Annotated in this window: 14 protein-coding genes, 1 tRNA gene and 1 riboswitch; of the genes, 6 read left to right on the forward strand and 9 right to left on the reverse strand. The window is 52.5% G+C overall.

The window, feature by feature from the left end; genetic code table 11:
* Positions 1 to 82 precede the first annotated feature (82 nt).
* On the reverse strand, positions 83 to 994 hold the full coding sequence (locus BN2684_RS11660) for an aldo/keto reductase (protein WP_058302314.1): 912 nt from the start codon (positions 992 to 994) through the stop codon (positions 83 to 85).
* Positions 995 to 1,199: 205 nt separating this feature from the next.
* Between BN2684_RS11660 and BN2684_RS11665 the strand changes: the two genes are divergently transcribed.
* From BN2684_RS11665 to BN2684_RS11680, 4 genes are all read left to right on the forward strand, one after another.
* Complete coding sequence (locus BN2684_RS11665) at positions 1,200 to 1,979, forward strand: TIGR01457 family HAD-type hydrolase (protein WP_058302315.1); 780 nt, start codon at positions 1,200 to 1,202, stop codon at positions 1,977 to 1,979.
* A gap of 34 nt (positions 1,980 to 2,013) precedes the next feature.
* Positions 2,014 to 2,610: a YIP1 family protein gene (locus BN2684_RS11670; protein ID WP_058302316.1), complete on the forward strand. Its 597-nt coding sequence runs from the start codon at positions 2,014 to 2,016 to the stop codon at positions 2,608 to 2,610.
* A 190-nt stretch (positions 2,611 to 2,800) separates the two neighbouring features.
* Complete coding sequence (locus BN2684_RS11675) at positions 2,801 to 3,703, forward strand: LysR family transcriptional regulator (RefSeq protein WP_058302317.1); 903 nt, start codon at positions 2,801 to 2,803, stop codon at positions 3,701 to 3,703.
* Positions 3,704 to 3,717: 14 nt separating this feature from the next.
* Positions 3,718 to 4,527, forward strand: coding sequence for a histidinol-phosphatase (locus tag BN2684_RS11680; RefSeq protein WP_058302318.1), 810 nt, complete (start codon positions 3,718 to 3,720; stop codon positions 4,525 to 4,527).
* A 222-nt stretch (positions 4,528 to 4,749) separates the two neighbouring features.
* On the opposite strand, the gene BN2684_RS11685 is transcribed toward BN2684_RS11680, so the two are convergent.
* The 4 genes from BN2684_RS11685 to BN2684_RS11705 form a co-directional block, all read right to left on the reverse strand.
* On the reverse strand, positions 4,750 to 6,315 hold the full coding sequence (locus BN2684_RS11685) for an AMP-binding protein (protein WP_058302319.1): 1,566 nt from the start codon (positions 6,313 to 6,315) through the stop codon (positions 4,750 to 4,752).
* The gene (locus BN2684_RS11690) at positions 6,312 to 7,160 is read right to left on the reverse strand and encodes an SDR family NAD(P)-dependent oxidoreductase (protein WP_058302320.1); all 849 of its coding nucleotides are present in this window, start codon (positions 7,158 to 7,160) and stop codon (positions 6,312 to 6,314) included. Before BN2684_RS11690 ends, BN2684_RS11685 begins: the two co-directional genes overlap by 4 nt.
* 67 nt (positions 7,161 to 7,227) lie before the next feature.
* Positions 7,228 to 8,394, reverse strand: coding sequence for a KamA family radical SAM protein (locus tag BN2684_RS11695; RefSeq protein WP_058302321.1), 1,167 nt, complete (start codon positions 8,392 to 8,394; stop codon positions 7,228 to 7,230).
* A 200-nt stretch (positions 8,395 to 8,594) separates the two neighbouring features.
* Positions 8,595 to 8,733, reverse strand: a riboswitch (cyclic di-AMP (ydaO/yuaA leader).
* A 91-nt stretch (positions 8,734 to 8,824) separates the two neighbouring features.
* A tRNA-Met gene (locus BN2684_RS11705) sits at positions 8,825 to 8,898 on the reverse strand.
* A gap of 394 nt (positions 8,899 to 9,292) precedes the next feature.
* Between BN2684_RS11705 and BN2684_RS11710 the strand changes: the two genes are divergently transcribed.
* Both BN2684_RS11710 and BN2684_RS11715 read left to right on the forward strand, forming a co-directional pair.
* Positions 9,293 to 9,775, forward strand: coding sequence for a VOC family protein (locus BN2684_RS11710; RefSeq protein WP_058302323.1), 483 nt, complete (start codon positions 9,293 to 9,295; stop codon positions 9,773 to 9,775).
* Between the two features lie 2 nt (positions 9,776 to 9,777).
* Positions 9,778 to 10,206 (forward strand): NUDIX hydrolase, encoded by a 429-nt coding sequence (locus tag BN2684_RS11715; RefSeq protein WP_058302324.1) that lies wholly within the window; start codon positions 9,778 to 9,780, stop codon positions 10,204 to 10,206.
* 159 nt (positions 10,207 to 10,365) lie between these two features.
* Here BN2684_RS11715 and BN2684_RS11720 read toward each other — a convergent pair whose 3' ends face one another.
* The 4 genes from BN2684_RS11720 to BN2684_RS11735 form a co-directional block, all read right to left on the reverse strand.
* Positions 10,366 to 14,250 (reverse strand): collagen binding domain-containing protein, encoded by a 3,885-nt coding sequence (locus BN2684_RS11720; protein ID WP_058302325.1) that lies wholly within the window; start codon positions 14,248 to 14,250, stop codon positions 10,366 to 10,368.
* A gap of 172 nt (positions 14,251 to 14,422) precedes the next feature.
* Positions 14,423 to 15,091 carry a class D sortase gene (locus tag BN2684_RS11725; protein ID WP_058302326.1) on the reverse strand — a complete coding sequence of 223 codons (669 nt, stop codon included), beginning with the start codon at positions 15,089 to 15,091 and terminating at the stop codon, positions 14,423 to 14,425.
* Positions 15,092 to 15,126: 35 nt separating this feature from the next.
* Positions 15,127 to 16,278, reverse strand: a complete 1,152-nt coding sequence (locus BN2684_RS11730; RefSeq protein ID WP_058302327.1) for a response regulator — start codon at positions 16,276 to 16,278, stop codon at positions 15,127 to 15,129.
* Entirely contained in the window at positions 16,275 to 19,391 is a 3,117-nt protein-coding gene (locus BN2684_RS11735) for a hybrid sensor histidine kinase/response regulator (protein ID WP_159065789.1), read from the reverse strand. Before BN2684_RS11735 ends, BN2684_RS11730 begins: the two co-directional genes overlap by 4 nt.
* Between the last annotated feature and the right edge of the window lie 143 nt (positions 19,392 to 19,534).

Genomic DNA, 19,534 nt, shown 5'->3' on the forward strand with positions numbered 1-19,534 from the left:
CCTAGGTAGCCGCTGTCTACTCCATCAGCAAGCATTCCCAGGCGATCCACATCAGTCGTCCCTTCTCCGTTCCGTTCGCTCCTTAGATTTGGCCGATCCAGTCCTCTTCGGCTGTACTCGCCCATTTCTCGCGGATATCCCGAATGATGCCAGGAGCGAGTGGTCCCTTCTCCAAAAGTTTGGCGTTCTGCACCCAGCGGTCCGGGTTGGTGGTTCCGACAATCGCCGTACAGACACCGCTCATGGAGAGCGTAAACCGGAGAGCGGTTGCCACGGCATCCTGCGGATGCTCCTGAAGGAAGCCGTAATCGAGTTTGCGGAGCCGCCTCCAATACTCGGTGGCGTACTCGTTTTGCGGCGGCTCCGAGCCGGATGCCCAGGCCACATTCGCAATCGGCCGCTTGGCGATGATCCCCATCTCCCGGTCCCGCGCCTCCGGCAGAACCAGATCGATTCCCCGCTGATCCGCCAGGTTAATGGAGGTTTGCAGAGAATCGAATTCACCGGTCCGGATCGCGTAGAGGGCGGCCTCGTTCTCCCCGCTGTACCCGATATAGCGGGTTTTCCCTGCTTCCTTGGCCCGCTTCAAGACCTCGATGACCTCTCCCCGTTTCAAAATCTCCTCCGAGCAGCTGTGAAGATGGATCAAGTCGACATAATCCGTCTTCAGCCGTTTCAAGCTGCGGTCGATGGACTCGGCAAGCAGCAAGGGATCCCAATCGTCATACTCCATGCCTGCGGCATGTCCGCATTTGGTGAACAAATAATAGTCCTTGCGCCGTCCCGCCACCGCAAGGCCGATCAGCTCCTCGCTATTCCCGTAGCATTCGGCTGTATCCATGACATTCAGACCGGCGTCAAGCGCGCTGCCGAGCAGACGGTCCATCGTCTTAAGCGCTTCCGGGTCATGAGGCTGCAACGATCGAATCTCCGCGCCGCCAAACCCCAAAACGCTGACGTTCATATCCGTTTTGCCGAATTTTCTCTTTTCCATTGCTGATACCTCCTCTGTGTAGGGATGTCCATGTTTGCATGGTGCAATTAACCCCCTACCTATTTACCCGGAATCCGGCCGTTGACTCCAGTTTACCGTTTGCCTTCGCATGTTGCAAAAAGGGAGATAGCCTGCCTGCATCCGTTCTGGTATTATGGAAAAGATAGTCAGATATTCTTACTCCATGTGAAAAAGAGGTCTTCCTATGCCCGGATACATCATCGATTTGGACGGCACGCTGTACGCCGGAACGAATCCGATCCCCCAGGCGGCTCCGTTCATCGATTCGCTGCGCAGAGCCGGCTCACCTTATCTCTTCGTCACCAACAATTCCTCCCGGACACCGGATGAAGTAGCTCGTCATCTCCGCGAGATCGCGGGCATCCCTGCCGCTGCGGAAGACGTGCTGACCTCCGCTCAAGCGGCTGCGCGTTATCAGGCCGATGCCGCCCCCGGAAGCCGCGTCTACGCCATCGGAGAGCAGGGGCTGCGGCAGGCGCTTGCGAAAGCCGGGCTTCACCTCGTTGAAGGTCCCGACGATAAACCGGACGCGGTCATCCAGGGAATCGACCGCTCCTTCACGTATGCCAAGCTGTTTTCCGCCAGCCGGGCGATTCTCGGTGGTGCCGCCTTTATCGCCACCAACTCCGATCTACAGCTTCCGACAGAGCAAGGGCTGACTCCCGGCTCCGGTTCGCTCTCATTAGCCATCCGAGCCGCTTCCGGTGTGGAGCCGGTTTGGATCGGCAAACCGTCGCCGATCATCATGAACTATGCGATCGAGCGGCTTGGTCTTCCCGCCGATGAGATCTGGGTCGTAGGCGACAACCTGCGCACCGACATCGCAGGAGGAATCGCGGCCGGATGCCGCACTGCCTGGGTACTGACAGGGATCGCGCAAGACGTTGATCCGGAAGAGCAGATCCGGATAACCAGCATCAAGCCGGAGCTCGTTCTCCGCCATCTGCTGGATTGGCCGGCTTGATGAGCATACCTTTTCCTAGAAATGAGGATTTTATATGGATTGGCTTTCCATCTGGATTCATCCCCGCCAGGTAACCGAACGGGCGCTTCAAAAAGGCTACGGTCGGCACATCCTCTGGCTGATCATTCTCGGCAATTTCGCTCAGACCGCAACAAGAGAAGCCAACCGAAACCTAGGTGATGACCATTCGACGGGGTATGTCCTCTTTGCCATCCTGATCGCCGCTCTGATCAGTGTACCGCTTACGCTCTATATCGTCGCTCCGCTGTTGCGTTGGACAGGATCGTGGTTAGGCGGACAGGGAGACACCGACGACATTCGAATCGCGTTCGCGTATGGGTCCATCCCGATGATTTGGACTTTGCCGGTGCTGCTTGCTGACTATGCCCTTCTCGGCGAGAAGATGTTTCAGAGTTCGCTGACGATGCCCACTGAGCCTTTTGCGCTCATGGTCTTTTTGCTTCTGACGATCCTGAAGGTGATCATGGTCGTCTGGGGAATCGTCGTATTTCTGAACGCCATTGCGGCAGCTCATCGATTTTCCGGTGGGAGGGCCCTGCTATGCTGTATCATTCCCGGCTTTATACTCATCCTGGTGGTCATTCTGCTCACCGTCGTCGCTTCACTCTGACCGTCCCCTCACTCTACCCTTGCCAATCGCGCCAATCCGTAACCAGATTGCCTTTTTTTCATATAAAGATGGAAATTGAACTCATTGCCCATTTCCGCCTCTATCGCCTATAATACATATAACGAAAAGAATTATTTATGGCGAACAAAAACATAATAATCAATAATTATAGGCTAAGGGAGGCTACCCTTTGAACATCAATCAGCTTGAAACCCTCATCACCATCTCCAAAACCATGAGCTTCCGCAAGGCGGGCGAGCTGCTCAACCTGACCCAGCCAGCCGTGTCCGCCCAGATCAAGAGCCTCGAGGACGAGTTCGGGACGGTTCTGGTCGACCGCAACCAACCTGTCACCTTAACGGACAGCGGCCGGGTATTCCTGGAGCATGCTTACCGCATTCTTCACACCGTCGAAGATCTCAAGCAGCGCCTCGCCGATATGGAGAATACGCCTCAAGGAAACATCAGCGTAGGCACGACCGCCTCCATTGCCGTGCAGATTCTGCCGCGCGTGCTCTCGTATTTTCAAAACCAATATCCGCTCATCAAGCCCTCCATTCACTCGATGACGTCCTCGCAGATTTTGAGTGCAGTGGAGAACGGCAGCGTGGATATCGGCATTTCCTATCTTTTTGACAAGAGCTCCACGGTAGAATCGTCTGTGCTCTATTATGATACCTTCGAGCTCGTCGTATCACCGAATCACCCGCTCGCTTCGGTCGGCCATGCGACCGCCAACGATCTGCATCACCTTCCGCTCATCCTGATGACTCCGGGTACGGCGGTCCGCCGCTTCACCGACAAGCTGTTCCGGGAGCTGGAGATCAATCCGCAAGTCGTCATGGAGCTGTCCAGCAGCGAGGAAGTCAAGCGCGTCGTCGAGCTGAACCTGGGAGCCGCCATCATTGCCAAAAATACCGTCAGCAATGAGCTGAGAATGGGCACACTTCGCCTCGTCAACTTGGACGAGATTGAAACGAGTCAGCCGGTTGTGGTGATGTACAAAACCGGGCGCTACCTCAGCTCCGCCATGCTGCAGTTCCTGAATGACCTGAAGGGCATGCCGCAAACGCAGTTTCTCGGCAGCGAATAAGGAGGAATCGGCTTTTGAAATTTGATATGCACACTCACCATGAACGCTGCGGACATGCGGACAACCAGATTCGTGCCTATATCGAATCGGCGATCGAGAAGGGCTTTGACGTCATCGGGATCTCGGATCACTCCCCGTACTTCAGCCGCGAAGAGGATCAACCGGAACCGCTGATCGCCATGGCCAAGAGCCAATTCACTTCCTATATATCGGAAGTCTTGAAGCTGAAGGAAGAATATCGCGGCAAGATCGACGTTCTTCTCGGTGTGGAATCCGATTACTACCCCCGCTTCGCGGATATCTACCGAGAAGCCTTCGCTCCGTATCCGTTCGATTACATCATCGGTTCGGTGCACCAAACCTCAAACAAAGTCAGCATCTTCAACCGGACCCGCTGGCGGGGCTTGTCCGAGTTTGAGAAGGTGCAGGCCAAGGACGATTACTATCGGCTGATCCGCCAGTCCGCCGAAAGCGGCATGTTTCAAATCCTCGGCCATATCGACGCAATGAAAGGCAACTACCCGGAATTCTCGGCGATTCCGTTCAAGGCGCTGGAGGAGACGCTCGCTGCCATCGGCGATACCGGCGTTGCCATCGAAATCAACACCTCCGGTAAGACGAAGCTATCCGGCGGCTGGTATCCCTCCGACGAAATCCTGGAACGCGCCCTCTATTACCGCATCCCGATTACATTCGGCTCGGATGCCCACACCCCATCGCGAGTCGGCGACGAGTTTGAGCAGGTTCAGCAGAAGCTGCGGGAAATCGGCTTCAAGGAATGGGTTTACTTCAAGCAAAAGGTCATGCAGCGCGTCCCGCTTTAATCAGAGTTAGCCCATCACTGACGCCATTCGTTCCATTTGGTAACCGGAAGATGTGAATCGTGGATCGAAACTGATTTATCGAAAAAGAGCTTCGGCATTGGCCGAAGCTCCTTCGCATCGCAGTCACTTATTCGAAAGCGGGTCTCAGCCCAGGCTGAGTATCGTCTCCTCGATTCCCCACTTTCCGCCACCCACGCTCTTCCTCAGCTCGTTCTCCATCCGCTACCTCTCGATCCTTCGGCTCTCTTCCACCTTCAACCGCTTCTTGTCCAGCTTCCCGAGCGGCGTGTACGGAAGTTCGTTCACAATCGTGAGCTCCCGAGGCATCTGATAGCGTGCCAGACGGGGCCGCAGCCAATCGAGCAGATCCTCCTCAGCAAGCTCCTCTCCTTCGATCAAGCGGACGATTGCTTTCAGCCGCTGGCCGAACCGTTCGTCCCGCACTCCGATCACCGCTCCGTCCGCAACTCGGGGATGGGTAAGCAGCACCTGCTCCACTTCAAGCGGATATACATTTTCTCCCGCCGAAACCACGAGATCATCGCTTCTTCCGCACAGGTAGAAATGCCCGGATCGATCCATGTAACCGATATCTCCCGTATCGACCCAAACTCGTCGGCGATTGTGCATGGCACCGCTATTCTTGACAGTGAGTCGCCCGATTTGGCCGGGCTGCGCTTTGCGCCCGAGCGCATCTCTGACCTGAAGCCGAACGCCGAAGATGGGCTTGCCAAGCGTCGTCGGCGCTTGCTCCAAGTCTTTCGGAGTAGCGATCAGGGTCAACCCGGCCTCCGATGTTCCGTATAGGTTATACAGCACGGCTCCGAGGAGTCGGGAGGTTTCCTTGACCAGCCTGGGGTTCAGCTCTGCTCCTCCGGAAGCGATGCAAGTGAGGGACCTCAGGTCATTCGCGTTATGCCGCAGCATCTTGTCGATCATCAACGGAACGGCTATCACGACTTGAACCTGATGCTCGCGGATCGCCATGCATCCTATCGCCTCGTTGAAGCCTCCACGAAGCACGATCTTCTTCCCTAACGCGAGGAACAGGAACAAGACCGCTATTCCATACCCGTGGTACAGGGGAGTCGCTATGTAGGCCGTTTGGGTGTTCATTAGCTTCAAGCGGGTCAGCATCGTTGCAAAAGCCGGCGAATAGGCGAACAGCGAAGGCTGATGCGCCGCCTCCTTTGCCTTTCCGGTCGTTCCGCTCGTCAGCAGCACCAGCTTCCCCCGAGAAGTCCTGGGCAGATTCTGCACGGGGTGAGCTGGAGGTTGGAGTAGGCTGGATTTTACCGGAGCGTCACCTATCGACCTGCCTGATCGGTGGAGATCGCCAGACCTGCTCACCCGTGTGGCCTTCGAATAAGCCGAGCACTCGACCCGGGCGGCGGCCTCGGGGTCATAGATCAGCAGATCAAAATCCTGCCGTTCAATGGCATCGTCAAGCTGGCTTTGGCTCATTTCGGCGTTCATGAGAACGAGATCGGCACCGCAGCGCGACACCGCAATCACCGTGATGACCAGCTCCGCGTGATTCCGGCACAGAACCCCTGCCTTACTGCCGCTCTTCAACCCGTAACACGCTCGCAGTTCCCTGGCAAGCCTCTCCGCCGCTTCAGCCAGCTGCTTGTAGGTGAGTGTCTCCCTCTCATCGGTTACAGCAATCCGATCCGGGTACAAAGTGGCCGCATATTCCAACAGCGCCAGCAGATTGGTGCCATGCACGCGGATGGCTTGGAGCAAGCGAAACAGGGAAGCGGGTGTCAGCAGCCGGAGCACGGTCATCCTCGCACTCTCCTCTTCTCCCTGTGTTCTGCAATCCTCTCAAACAGCCCTCTGAACAAGAGGGAAGCTGTTTGCCCGAAGAAGAGCCACCAGGGTCGATATCGTCTCTTCTTGGTATACAAGGATTTACAGATGATTCGAGCCGCTCGATCGGCGGACATAGCGGGCATCGTTCGGTATTTAGCAGTCGGTTCAATCATCGGGGTTCTCACGAGTGGAAGATAGACCGTGGTTGTGGCAATACCCAATGCAGCCAGCTCGGGAGCCGCTGAACGAAACCAAGTATCAAATGCAGCCTTGGATGCCTGATACGCGGCCCAATGAGGGAGGGGGAGCAGAAGGGCATTCACCGTCGAGACATTGACGACATGCCCCCCTCTCTCCTTTAGAAGGGGAATCGTAGACAGCAGCAATCGCACCGGCGCCGAATAGTTAATCGCCATCGTCCGTGAATAATCATGAAAGCGGTCAAGGGAGTCCTGAATCGTCCGATGGATGGACAAACCGGCATTGCTGACGATGATGTCCACGCCATGAGGAAGCGCATGCAGGTGATCCAATAGACGTCCCATCTCCTCCTCCTGCCGCAAGTCCCCCGCCACTACGCTGACTTTTGCCGTCCTCGTCTCAATCTCCTGCTTGAGGGCCGCTAACTTCTCCTCATTTCGCCCAGCCAAAACCAAATGCACCGGATAATCGGACAATAGAAGCGCTGTCCGCTCTCCGATTCCCGAGCTTGCACCTGTGATGAGGATGGTTTTTCCGCTAATCCGGCGGGCAAGCTTGCGAGAATTTAGAGAAGGTGGAGGAAACAGCAGGGTTTCCAGGAAACGATGGTTGGACATGGCGGCTCCTTCGTCACGCAGAGGTCGGGTAGAGCGTAATTCAAACAACGAATTCGAGCCGTACGCTCTAGGAATTAACGGATTGCTTCCCCCGGGAGGAAGGCGGACACATCACGAAATGATGCTTTTTACCGGGAGCGTTCCAGTACCGTTCATTCCCCGGCAGATCGTCGAACCAAGAGGCGCCCGGAGGGCAATCCAGAATCATCAGCTTTCCGTAATGGCCTTCTCGGGACTGATGGTATTTCAAGTAGGCTTTTCCATTCTCGATGGCAAGAATTTCGATTTTCCCGGAAGAATGACTCATGACAAGCCGCACCCGCTTGCCGAGCCCTGAGGTTCGAGCCTTGGCTTCTTCAACCAAGCGATAGGCATTCTCCAAGGACAAAACGAATTCGCTGTTTCCGGCCACCGGACGATTGATGAAGAAGTAATATGGAGCAATCCCGCTCCAAGACAGGCGATCAAGCAGGTCGGCAAGCACGGCAGGATCGTCATTGATGCCTCGAAGAATCGGCGTCTGATTCATCACGACCGCGCCGGCATCCAGGAGCGCACGGAACGCGGTTCGCGCTTCGGCGGTCAGTTCCCGGGGGTGGTTTACATGCGCCATGATATAGATGCGCTTCTCCGGCGTTGAATAATTGCGGATGGCTGTGAGCAGCTCTTCGTCCTCATAGATTCTCATCGGCTGAAAGACCGGCATTTTGGAGCCGAGCCGGATGATCTGAACGTGGGGGATCTCTCTTAGCTTGGCGAGGATCTCGATCAGCCGTTTCGTAGAAAGCATGAGGCTGTCACCTCCCGTGAGCAGCACGTTGCTGATCTCGGGATGGGCGGCGATGTAAGCCAGCCCCGGTTCCGGATTCGCTGAAGCTTCGTGCACCTCTTGCTGGAACAGCCTCTTGCGGAAGCAGTAGCGGCAATAAGCGGCGCAGACTTCGGAGACGACCAAGAGCGCAGTTGATCCGTATTTGTGCTGACAGCCGGGCACGACATAATTGGCTTCCTCGTCGGAGGCGTCCCAACGGCCGTATTCCTTGAGCTCCCCTTCACCGGGGATAACCAGCTTGCGGATCGGGTCGTGCGGATCGCTCCAATCGATCAGATTTGCATAATAATCGTTAATGCGAAAAGCGTAACGGTCTGTAACCTTCCTTAATTCTATCCGTTTCTCTTCCGGCAGAAAAGCTTCCAGTTTATCCAGATTGGTGAAATAAGTCGGTTTTGACATGGATCGTTCCTCCTCATCCGTGTGGGCAGTGTTGCGCTTGCTGCGCCGGCTGCTGGATCACCGATCCTTCGAACCTCCCTTCTCGCATGAATTGGCTGTTAGGGACAAGAAACAGACAGCTGTTGTTCAAGCAGAAGGTCCAAAAAAGCAGAAAAAGACCCCGAAGGGTCTTTTGTATGCTCGTATCGTGAAGAAGAAAGCGGACCCATCTTCTGCTGACGAGGTTAGCTGACGGGCTCGGGATGGATGGTTCCCTATGTCGCAGATGCGACGATTCGCCCCAAAGACTTGGTTCCCCCGCTCTCCGGTGCAAGACCGGAAATTAAGCGCTCTTCCATTGTATTCGTTTTCATTCGATCTGGCAACCCTGTGCACTTCTGCAAAGCAATAAAAAAGTCCCCCGCAGAATTGCGGAAGGACTTCTCAGTAATTGCGGGGGCAGGATTTGAACCTGCGGCCTTCGGGTTATGAGCCCGACGAGCTACCGGGCTGCTCCACCCCGCGTCAACTTTTATAATATATCACAACCGCACTGAGAACACAAGGTCTATTTATTTTCTTTGTATTGTTGTGAAATCGAATGATGGCATCCATTCAATTTTTTTCCCATAGTATAACCAAACATTCGTTCTTTTTCTGGTTAAAATTTTTCAGTTATGTATTATAATCGTTATATATCACCAGAACACGCATTGGCATTCGTAACCATCCCCAACGTCTTATCGATTCACTCATGGCCTTGGCCATATGCCTTTGTTTTTGTGGCAACATAACCTTCTGCATGCCCTGGCACAGATAACTCAACATCAACTTAGTGGTGTTGTACAACTTGACGAATGGGTTATTGCGCTAACCTTCTATTTTCTATACCTATTTTAATTACGGGGGAGTTGCAAAAATGAAATTTATGGGTCCTATAATACTGGTTGAGAACCTTGATCTTTCAAGGGATTTTTATGAAAGGATTTTAAAACAAAAGGTAACACATGATTTTGGAGTTAATGTTTCTTTTGAAAATGGCTTAGCGATACATTCAAGAACTCACTTTGAAGAAATACACAAGATGAAAGGTTCTCATCCCATTTTATACGGGTCTAATAGCGCTGAATTGAACTTTGAAACCGAAGAACTAGATGACATCTATAATGAACTCAAACAAGTAAAGGTCGAATTTATCCATGAAATACAAGAAGCACCGTGGGGGCAAAGGGGTATCACGTTCTATGACCCTGATAAACATGTTGTATCTATAGGAGAAGCAATGGAAGGTGTAGTAAATCGTCTTTATAAACAAGGGCTATCCGTTGATGAAGTAGTCAGCAAAACTGCCATGCCAAAGGAATTTGTTGAACAAGCAATTAAAAAAACACAAAAATGGTGAGGATGGCCGGTAACCCGGTAATTGTCGTTGCGATGAAAGGCGTCATTCGTTCCGATCAGGGCTTGCTCCTTGTCAAAAGGGCTCCGAAGGACGAAACGGGTGCAGGCGTTTGGGAATGGCCCGGAGGCAAGCTGGAATTTGGAGAAGCGTTATCGGAAGGTCTGCATCGAGAGATTCTGGAGGAGACTGCTCTGGATGTGACCATTGACGAGCTGCTTTATGCCACTACGTTCTTGACAAGCCCCACTCGGCAAGTGGTATTGCTCACATACAAGTGCCAATACTGTGGCGGTTCCGTACGCTTATCGGAGGAGCATACGGACTGGCGATGGGTGAAGCCGGACGAGCTGCACGGAATCCTAGCGGAGGATATCTGGGAGGATATGAGCCGATATGGGGTGTTGGGGCGTATATTTTTTCCACTCCGATAACAGCTGGCCTATGAACTTGCAGGACTTTCCTTGCCCTGTCCCCCCTATTCAATCAACAAGCATCCTCTTGTAAAAAACGCCCGCTCGGAGTCAAGTCCGGCAGGCGTTTTCTATTGAACGGCAGTAGGGAATGCAGTTTGCTTATGATACGGAAATAGGTTACTTGCTCTTTTTGACTCGGAAGCGCAGACCGAACCCGAGGAAGATCAACCCGATGCCCATGATCTGCAAATACCGGTAGCTGGATTCACCGGTTTGAGGAAGCGTAGCCGGAGGTGTTCCGTTGCTTCCATTGCCGGAATCTCCGCCGCCGAGCGGAATTTCATCGACATTGATGTCGACCAGCACTTCCGTTTCGTTGCCATCTTTGTCGCGGACAATGATTTTAAAATCGTCTTTTCCCGTATATCCCGGGTCTGGTGTATAGGTCCATTTGCCATTATCATCGACGGTTACCGTTCCGTGTTCCGGTTGATCAACCGTTACTGATCCGCCGGGCGGAACCTTCACTTCACCGGTTACGGGTTTATCTTGTACGGTCTCCTCCTGCTGTTTCGTCGGAGTAGGCGTTACCGTCGGCGTTGCGCTAGGCGCTACCGTCGGTGTCGCAGTCGGCGTAGGCGTCGACGTTGCTGTCGGGGTTTCGAGCGGTGTCGCCGTCGGTGTTTCAGCCGACGTAGGCGTCGGTGCCGAAGTCACTATTGGCGGCGTTGCCGTCGGTGTCGCAGTCGCCGTTGCCGTCGGTGTCGCAGTCGCCGTTGCACTCGGAGACGTGCTCGGCGATGTGCTTGGCGACGTGCTCGGTGATGTGCTTGGCGACGTGCTCGGTGATGTGCTTGGCGACGTGCTCGGCGATGTGCTTGGCGACGTGCTCGGCGATGTGCTTGGCGACGTGCTCGGTGATGTGCTTGGCGACGTGCTCGGTGATGTGCTTGGCGACGTGCTCGGTGATGTGCTTGGCGACGTGCTCGGCGATGTGCTTGGCGACGTGCTCGGCGATGTGCTTGGCGACGTGCTCGGTGACGATGACGGCGACGGAACAATCACCTTCGCATTTGTCAGTTCCCATTCGATCGGTGTGTTGGATATAATCTCCAAATTCTTTTGATTTAATTCGAGCGTATATCCTTCAGGGGCCTCAATTTCCTTTAAGTAGTACTTGCCGGCTAGAAGATTTTCGAACGTTACCTGTCCGTTCATATCCGTAGTTAGCTCATCTACCAGAACGGGGTCAGTATTAAGCAAGCTATAGAGCCCATAAACCGCACCCGGCAAGAGTCGAGTTTTCTCGTCTCGATCTACTTTAGTGACGATTAAGCTACCCCGTACTCCCGTGATCGTACCGGAACCACTAGAGAGGGCCACGTTGAATTCCTTGGTGTCACTCTTGGTAACTAGCTTTGTATTTTTACCGGAGAAGTCAACAGAGTTCCCTACCTTATCACCATCGACTGCGTCAATTACCGATTGATACTCCAAGATATACGGTCTTGTTATTTCCGTAAAAAAGCTCAGTTCAAATCCTTGCTGTCCGCCTAATCCTGTGGTGATCTCAAGCCGGTAATCCTTGTCTTTCTCTAGCGGTACTCCCTTCTTCGTCACCGTCCCATTCGACTGCACATCGGTTGCATACAAGCGGAAGGAAGCTGGCAAGAGCACTTGATTTACTGTAGGTGTATCCTTAATCTTGGCTTGATCTACTGTTGATTGCCCCCTATTGATGTAGATCGTCCAGTCTATAATCTTCCCTCTTTGCGAACCCTGCTTTGCAACATATTCGCCACCCTTCTTTACCTCTACTGAGAATGTCAAATCCTTAGAAACCCTCGTTGCTCCATCGAAAAGTTTTGCCGTGTTAGAGACCGATTCTGAGCCAATCAGCTTACCAGCCAAGGAAGTCTTAAAAGTGACATAATACGGTGTGGAGATGGGTTTATTGAAATGAATAGTGAGTTTGTTGTTCGAATAATTTGTGGTATACGCTGTCTTATCCAGCTCAGCCCCTACGTCATAACCTCCATCAACCTTCACTGTCATGGAGGATACCTTAACAGAATCCAAGTCTAGAACCTGATCCTGCTCTAATTGATCCTCCAGCTTTCCTTTACTGATCGTCTTGCTATTGTAGTTCAATCCGATATTCCAGGTAATTTGCTTGTCTACCGCGTCATACTTACCATCTTTGAAGCCATTGTCCTGTGCCTCTTTCTTCGGAGAAAAGGTTGAGGCCTCGTCTTTGGTCCGATCCTTGTTATCCGCGTCATTCCAGGTTACGTGAGCATTATTCATGAAATCAACAGGATTCGTTACCCAATTTTCCTTCAGCTCATCATTATTAAAGGCAGTCGTGTAGGTGATATCAATCGGTTTTTTGATCGTACCCGGGAAGTTCAAGACAAAGCCATTTTTCCCCGACGCAACAGGGGTAAACGCGTATTCCCCAGTAGGAACGGGACTGCCATCAGCGAACGTTACTGCCAAAGTACGCTGATCAAGAGTAAGCCCTTTACTCGGAAAAGTATCGGTCACCGTAACATTGGTCATCGTTTGGCTGTCTCTGTTCAGGGAGATTTTCCATTGGACGGTCTTGTTTTGATAGTCGGCATCAGACCATTCCTTGTGGACAACCATCTGTTTAATTTCTTGATTAATAGTTTTGGATTCTGATCCCCACTTCACCGTATTGGTGACAGAAGAATCGGAAATCACTTGCTTGTTCGCCTTCGTCTTGTATTCGATTCGAAGCGGCTCTGTTACATCAGACTCAAATTTCAGACGGAAACCGTTTAATGTATTCCCCTCATTATCGGTTGATGTAGCGGGAGTTACCGAAAATTTCGGAGCGTCAGACTCTTTCCCCTTTGTCTCATTTCCGTTCGCATCCAGGCTGACCGGATAGACATGGACCGAGTCAACCAAATCTTGCGTGGAGTTAAAGAAATCGTCAAGCTCGGCTTTATCCTGTGGAATCGTTTTGCCGTTATAGTTGTACAGAACGGCCCAACTGATCGTTTGGGTTTTGTTGTCATAACCGTCAGCTTTCTTAGCCAGTGCTTCTCCCTGTTTGGTATCGACTTTTTTACTGTCCGCCAGTTCCACAAGAGTTCCCTTTTCTTCCCCGGTAAACCTGGCTCTGTTGGTAAAACTGTCACTTTTCTCAATCGATTTTTCTGTCAACGGCGTGGTATACACTACGCGATATGCCTTTGCCGACAAGCTATTATTGAAAGAAACCTGAAGTTGCTGATCGTTCTTCGTTACTGTATACTCGGATGAACTTATCAAGCTACCTTGTTCGACATTTCCGTCCAGCTTCACCTTCAGTTCATACACAACTGCGGTTACTGGCATGTCCAGCCCAACTGGGATCTCATCCGTCAACACCGCTTTGGTCAAAGAACGCAGATCCTTGTTCAGATCTACAGTCCATGTGATCTCTCTCGTGTTGTAGGCGGGGTAGGCTTGTCCAGTTTTGCTCATCGCTTGTGAAACATATGGCTTGAATGTAAGCTCTATGGATTGAGTTCCACCATTCACGGGGATGGTAATGATCTGGGTTGATTCTTCCTGTATGGCTTCCTTGTTAAATTTCGTCTCAAAATGCAATGTTCCATGGATTCCCTTGTCGCCTGATTTGATGTAATCGGTAAAGGTCATCACGACTTTACGAGTTTCGTAATCAGCGTGAAAACTCCCCATAGGCTTGCCATTAGGAGCAACTAACGGTCCATCTATATCATTAGCCAACACAAACGCCTTCGGAAAATCAAACGTGAAAGTATCTCCCTTATCGTAATCGTGTTCATCCGGCAATGACCAATTGTAATCAACGTTAACTCTGGCACCTTGCTCGTAAACCACATCCGTGACCGGATTTCCCGCCCCGTCGTAAACGGCGAGGTTAACACTGGTGATGAGATTCAGTTTATCTTCCGATATCTCTTTGGCAGAAGCGATACTCAACCAGCCTGCCCCGGCAATACACTGCATGAACAAAACAACGGCTGCCAGCAGATAGCTGGCTTTTCTCTTCCATTTCCCCATGTGATTGCTTCCTCCGTTTTTTTAAGAATATAGATTTTGAACATTATAACGCACATTATAATATTTCTAACTAAACAGAAAATGAACATATGATGTTAGATTTTTATCAATACGAAAATAGCTTTCCATAAGGAAAAGCTTGTCGAGAAACTTATCGATTTGATACAAAGAACTATTCATCGTTTACAGGCTTAGCCTGGACGATGATCCGATGTGTGGCCGATTCGATAGGATCGCAGGTAATGAGGGTGAGAATCCGGTCCTTGCCGTTGCCGTCCAGAACGGACAGGTCGGTAGGAAGCACGCGCACTACCCGGAACACCTGATACACTTCACTCTTCCCCTTCATCTCCAGTTCCATCTCATCGCCTACGGCGATCTCGTTCAACCGGTTGAACAGCCGTCCTTCCGTGCGAGCCCGATGGGCCGCAATCGCTGCGTTGCCCACCTCGCCAAGCGGCGTCGTCTCGGTCATATGAGCGGCGCCTACCTTCATGTTGGCCTTGGTTGCTCCCTCTAGAACCGGAAGCTCGAGATCGATCTTCGAAATGCGCAGGATCGCCACCGCTCCTTCGGGAACAGCAAGCTCTGTGGGAGCCGGGCTGGCGGAGGCATCCGGCAGCAGTGTTCCTTCCGCTCCATCCGTCTCCAGAGCGAATAACTGAGACAGCTCTTCATAGCCAGCTTCTCGCGAATGCGGGCTTGTCTGAGCCGACATCGCGGCTTTCGCATCTCGAAGCAGCTTGTCTTGCTTGTAATCATCGACCCATTCCCTGGCCTTTGGCCACATCAGGAGGATGAGCCCCATGATGATCAGCAAATAAGCCGTCTTCTTCCACATCCCGGGAATCCCTCCTTTCCGCGATCCGATGATGCTTATACTTTACTATGAAACCAAGTTTCGTACCACTCCACGATCTTCCCGTTCATTTCAATACCGAGGTCTTCCCTCACGAGATTGACGCAATCCCGATAATGCCCAATCACCATCGTTCGCTCTCCCATTCGGTCGTATGTACGTAACAGCCCCAGATGCCCTTCCTCGGAATAGGGTTGTAGCTCAAGCACCCGGCGAAATACGGTTACCGTTTGTACCGCATTTCCTTGTTCCCGCAAGTAATCACCCAATTGGAGTGCTTTGTACAGCCAGATTGAGCTCAACCGCTGACGCTCATTCTCCGCCCACAGGTATCCAGAGGAGCCGAAATAATCTCCTTCGTACCCGTTTAGCAAGTCAAGACAGCGGGAGCTATTGGACGAATCGACAGGACCCAGCTCCTGCAGTTCTTTCTCCCAGCCCTCTGCATCGACTGGTACGCCGTTCAGAACGAGCATATAGCCGTCATCTCGGCTGATATTGCGTATTTCAACGGCAAGGTTCGCTTGCTTCAAGCTCCTGCGAACCTGATAAACGGTCGTATAAAGCTGCGCCGCTGCTTTCTTCAGATCGGAATCGGGCCACAGAAGCTCGATCAGGCTGTCTTTGGAGACAAAGCGCTCCCGGTTATGCAGAAGGTAAGCAAACAGCTCTTGCCCTTTGGCGGTTCTCCAGCGAACCGGCTCCGTTCCTTCTCCCTCGCCTTCCACTCGAAGGGGACCCAGGCAACGGATCACTGCGGATGGGCTAGGTTTACTAGGTTTAGGAGCTCCCTGGACAATAGTCGAAGGTACAGATCCTAGAAGCCTAGAAACGGTCTTGCCGAGCCTTCTGCGGTCGACAGGCTTCAGCAGGTAATCAAGTGCGTTCAGCTCAAAGGCTTCGACGGCAAACCGATCATAGGCGGTCACGAAAATAAGCTCCGCAGGCGAATAAGCCTGCTGAATGAAATCCGCCGCCTTCATCCCGTTCATCCCCGGCATTTGAATATCGAGGAAGACCGCATCCGGCTTCCATCGGGAGATCTCCTGAACGGCCAGCCTCGGATCCGTATACGTCGCCAGAACCTCAATATCCGGCCACTCCTTTAAGAGCTTTTCCAATTGCAGCAGAGCCAGCTTCTCGTCGTCGATCAGCAAAACCCGGATCATACCGATTCTCCTCTCAGCCAGATGGTAAAAGACACGCGGGTGCCTACACCTGGTTCGCTTTCGATCTGCAGCCCCTGGCCGCACAGCCGCTTCAAGCGCCGATCCGTGTTGATGATACCAACTCCGCGATCGTTGCCGTGCGATGGTGTAAGGAGGCGGCACTTCAACTCGGCATCCATGCCGATCCCATCATCAATCACGCTCAGCTCGACTTCATCACCTTTTCTTCGGGTACGGATGATGATCGTTCCTCCATCCACCTTTTCCAGAATCCCATGACGGACGGCATTCTCAACTAGGGGTTGGAGAGTCAGCGGAGGCAATTGGAACCTCAAGCCCTCTTCCAGGTCCCAGACTACATTCAGCCGCTCACCAAAACGCTCCTGTTCTATGTATAGATAGGCTCGGACCAGATCAAGCTCATGCTCGATGGGAACAAGCTCTTCGCTGCTCAGGGAATGAAAGCTGATCCGCAAATAGTCGCTCAAGGCATGCAGCAACTCGCCCATTCGGCGGACATCGATCTCTGCAAGGGCGGAGATCGAGTTCAATGCATTGAATAGAAAATGCGGATGCATCTGAGCTTGAAGATAAGCCGCTTCAAGCTGCAGCCGTTCAGCGATCGATCGTTTCAGCTTGATCTGAGCATCCACCCGCGTAAGCAGCTCCAAGCCGTCGATAGGCTTCAACATATAGTCGTTAGCACCGGCGCGAAAGCCCTCTTCGATATCCTCGGAACGGGTGCGAGCCGTGAGGAGAAGCACCGGCAGCTCGGTCATCGAATACCTCTTGCGGATTTCCCGCGTCAGCTCATAACCGGACATTTTCGGCATCATCACATCGGTGATGACGAGGTCCCAGGAACCTCTCTCGAGCAGCCGGAGCGCTTCAACCCCATTGACCGCATACGCCAGCTCATACGTTTCAGGAGGCAGAAGAGTGGCCAAGACCTTCAAATTGACAGGATCGTCATCGGCTGCAAGGATACGGGGCCTTCGGTCAAACGTTTTAACCGATTCCTTCTCGATACTAACCGGGAATTTTACCACATCTTCCGGGTTGGACAGCTCCCATTCCGACATGTTCCGAGCGACCGTCTCGGTCTGTGCATCGGGTCCGGCAGCCGAATCGAACTTCTCTGTGGCAGGAGCCAACGGGAGAGAGAACGAAAAGACGGAACCGTGGCCCGGCTTGGATTTCACGTAAAGCTCACCTCCATGAAGCTTAACCAGCATCGAACAGATGCTAAGTCCGAGACCGATGCCGCCCATCGGTTCCGTGAATTCGGAATCTTCCTGCTCAGAGGGACGGAAAATGCGCGACACGGTCACCTCATCCATTCCGATTCCGGTATCCGATACATGCACGTAAGCGAATCGCTCGTCCTTCTCCGCCTCGATGAGAACGGTCCCTTCCTCGGTGAATTTGATGGCGTTATGGATCAAATTGAACAAAATCTGCATGAGCCGCTCCTCGTCAGCGAGCACGCAAGGAAAAGAGTCATCCAAACGTACCCGGAGCTCAAGCGGCTTTCCATTCTTCGGGAAGCTCAACTGATCGATCATGCGTTCGATAATCGGCTGGAGCGCTACAGCCGTCAGGTTCAGCCGAATCCGACTTTCTTTCAGCAAGGATAAATCCAGCAGATCATTCAAGAGATGGGTCATCCGGTTGCCGATCGACAAGAGCAGCTCCAAATTCTTCTCGTTATCTGGATCAAGCTTCCCTCGTTCCTGCTCCAGAACATGCCCAGCGATATTCATCATCCCATGAAGCGGGTTCCGAAGCTCATGGGAAGTGTTGGCAAGAAATCCATCCTTGGCCTTATTGGCATTGCGGAGCTCACGAGCGAGCATCTCCGTCCGCATGACGCTTCGCTGAAAACGGCGGAACCAATACGTGGCGAAGCTGAGGAAGGCAACCACAAGATCGAACGGGTAAAAGGGAAAGTCCATTCCCCAAAACCAACGCAAGGTTCCCCAGCTCGCACTGGAGACGATGGCTACTGCCGTGATCAGCAGGCACATGCCGTCTGGATCTGATCTTACATTATAATAGCGGATCAGAATAACGGGGTTCATCAGAAATGAGACGATGATTAGCAGGAAAAAGATGCAGATCAAGCTGCTGACCACTTCCAACGGAAACGTCATCACCATAACGCTGTAGAGCAAAGCTGCTCCCATTTGCAGTTTCATGCCGAAGCCATTCGCCTTTCGATTCGTGAGATGAACCGCCAGGATGTTGATAAACATAAAAAGCCAAAGATACGAGAGAAGGAGCAGCTTCTGTCCCCAAATAAAGCTAAGTCTCCCATCTGCCCAACTGTTGAGCAGCTTCGCATCGTCGACCAAAAACGCATAGATCGCACAGACGAGCAGCAGCAGAAAATAAAGCATCGTCCGATTCCTGTCCGTAATCAAATAAAGAATCGCCGCATAGATCGCATGCAGGAACAAGACCACGATCAGCAGGAGTTGCATGCCGACAGCAAGGTTCCACTGATGCTCGATCTTCTTAAACGTACCAAAATGGATCGGAGACTCCATCACGTTGGACTTGATCTTCAAATTGCCAGAGACCTGCACGAGGATGTCCGCCTCGCCTCGATCCGCGTGGAAGGCCAGCATTTGGGAATAGGCTTGCGGTTTGAAACTTCTTGGGTCCGTCGAAGGAATCCCCGCTCCTCCCGCGTATTCCCCATTTACGTATATTCGGGAGGCCATCGACAAAGGGGGGAGGGACAACCCATACATCGCTTGCGGAGATGACGAGTCAAATTGAATGCGCAGCCGGTAGGTACCCGCTTGATAAGCCTCATCCGAGAAGTCGAACGCGAATATATTCCTGGCAGACAGCTCTCTGTAGGTCGGAGCAAGGGCCTTCTCGGTCTCGAGTTCATCAGGCTCAAGTAGAACTCCCGGATAATACTCCCACTCCCCGATCAGGGAGGCTGTGGCATCCTTAAGCGGAAACCCGCGCAGGTCAAATACGCCTTGTCTCGCAGCAGGCTGCGGCGGCTCTTTGAAATGGTCCAGCCACAATAGCCGAAAGCCGGTTAGCACAAGTAAAGCCAACAAAGGAAGGAGAAGATATTTTTTCATTGTTGTCATGCGGGAAGCCTTCGACATGAATGCCGTCATTTCCTCTCTCAAACGACAAAAAAACGCCCGGCTCAGCCGGACGCCTTGTCCCATGAATGATCGGTTAACATGTTCAGCTACTCCTCCGTTAACGTTGAGTGAGCCCGAATGAG

It is taken from the genome of Gorillibacterium timonense (assembly GCF_001457415.1).
Lineage (GTDB): Bacteria > Bacillota > Bacilli > Paenibacillales > NBRC-103111 > Gorillibacterium > Gorillibacterium timonense.

Coding starts and splice junctions, on each gene's coding strand:
- BN2684_RS11660 (WP_058302314.1), bottom strand. CDS start 994: ATGGAAAAGAGAAAATTCGGCAAAACGGATATGAACGTCAGCGTTTTG.
- BN2684_RS11665 (WP_058302315.1), top strand. CDS start 1,200: ATGCCCGGATACATCATCGATTTGGACGGCACGCTGTACGCCGGAACG.
- BN2684_RS11670 (WP_058302316.1), top strand. CDS start 2,014: ATGGATTGGCTTTCCATCTGGATTCATCCCCGCCAGGTAACCGAACGG.
- BN2684_RS11685 (WP_058302319.1), bottom strand. CDS start 6,315: ATGACCGTGCTCCGGCTGCTGACACCCGCTTCCCTGTTTCGCTTGCTC.
- BN2684_RS11690 (WP_058302320.1), bottom strand. CDS start 7,160: ATGTCCAACCATCGTTTCCTGGAAACCCTGCTGTTTCCTCCACCTTCT.
- BN2684_RS11695 (WP_058302321.1), bottom strand. CDS start 8,394: ATGTCAAAACCGACTTATTTCACCAATCTGGATAAACTGGAAGCTTTT.
- BN2684_RS11710 (WP_058302323.1), top strand. CDS start 9,293: ATGAAATTTATGGGTCCTATAATACTGGTTGAGAACCTTGATCTTTCA.
- BN2684_RS11715 (WP_058302324.1), top strand. CDS start 9,778: ATGGCCGGTAACCCGGTAATTGTCGTTGCGATGAAAGGCGTCATTCGT.
- BN2684_RS11720 (WP_058302325.1), bottom strand. CDS start 14,250: ATGGGGAAATGGAAGAGAAAAGCCAGCTATCTGCTGGCAGCCGTTGTT.
- BN2684_RS11725 (WP_058302326.1), bottom strand. CDS start 15,091: ATGTGGAAGAAGACGGCTTATTTGCTGATCATCATGGGGCTCATCCTC.
- BN2684_RS11730 (WP_058302327.1), bottom strand. CDS start 16,278: ATGATCCGGGTTTTGCTGATCGACGACGAGAAGCTGGCTCTGCTGCAA.
- BN2684_RS11735 (WP_159065789.1), bottom strand. CDS start 19,391: ATGACAACAATGAAAAAATATCTTCTCCTTCCTTTGTTGGCTTTACTT.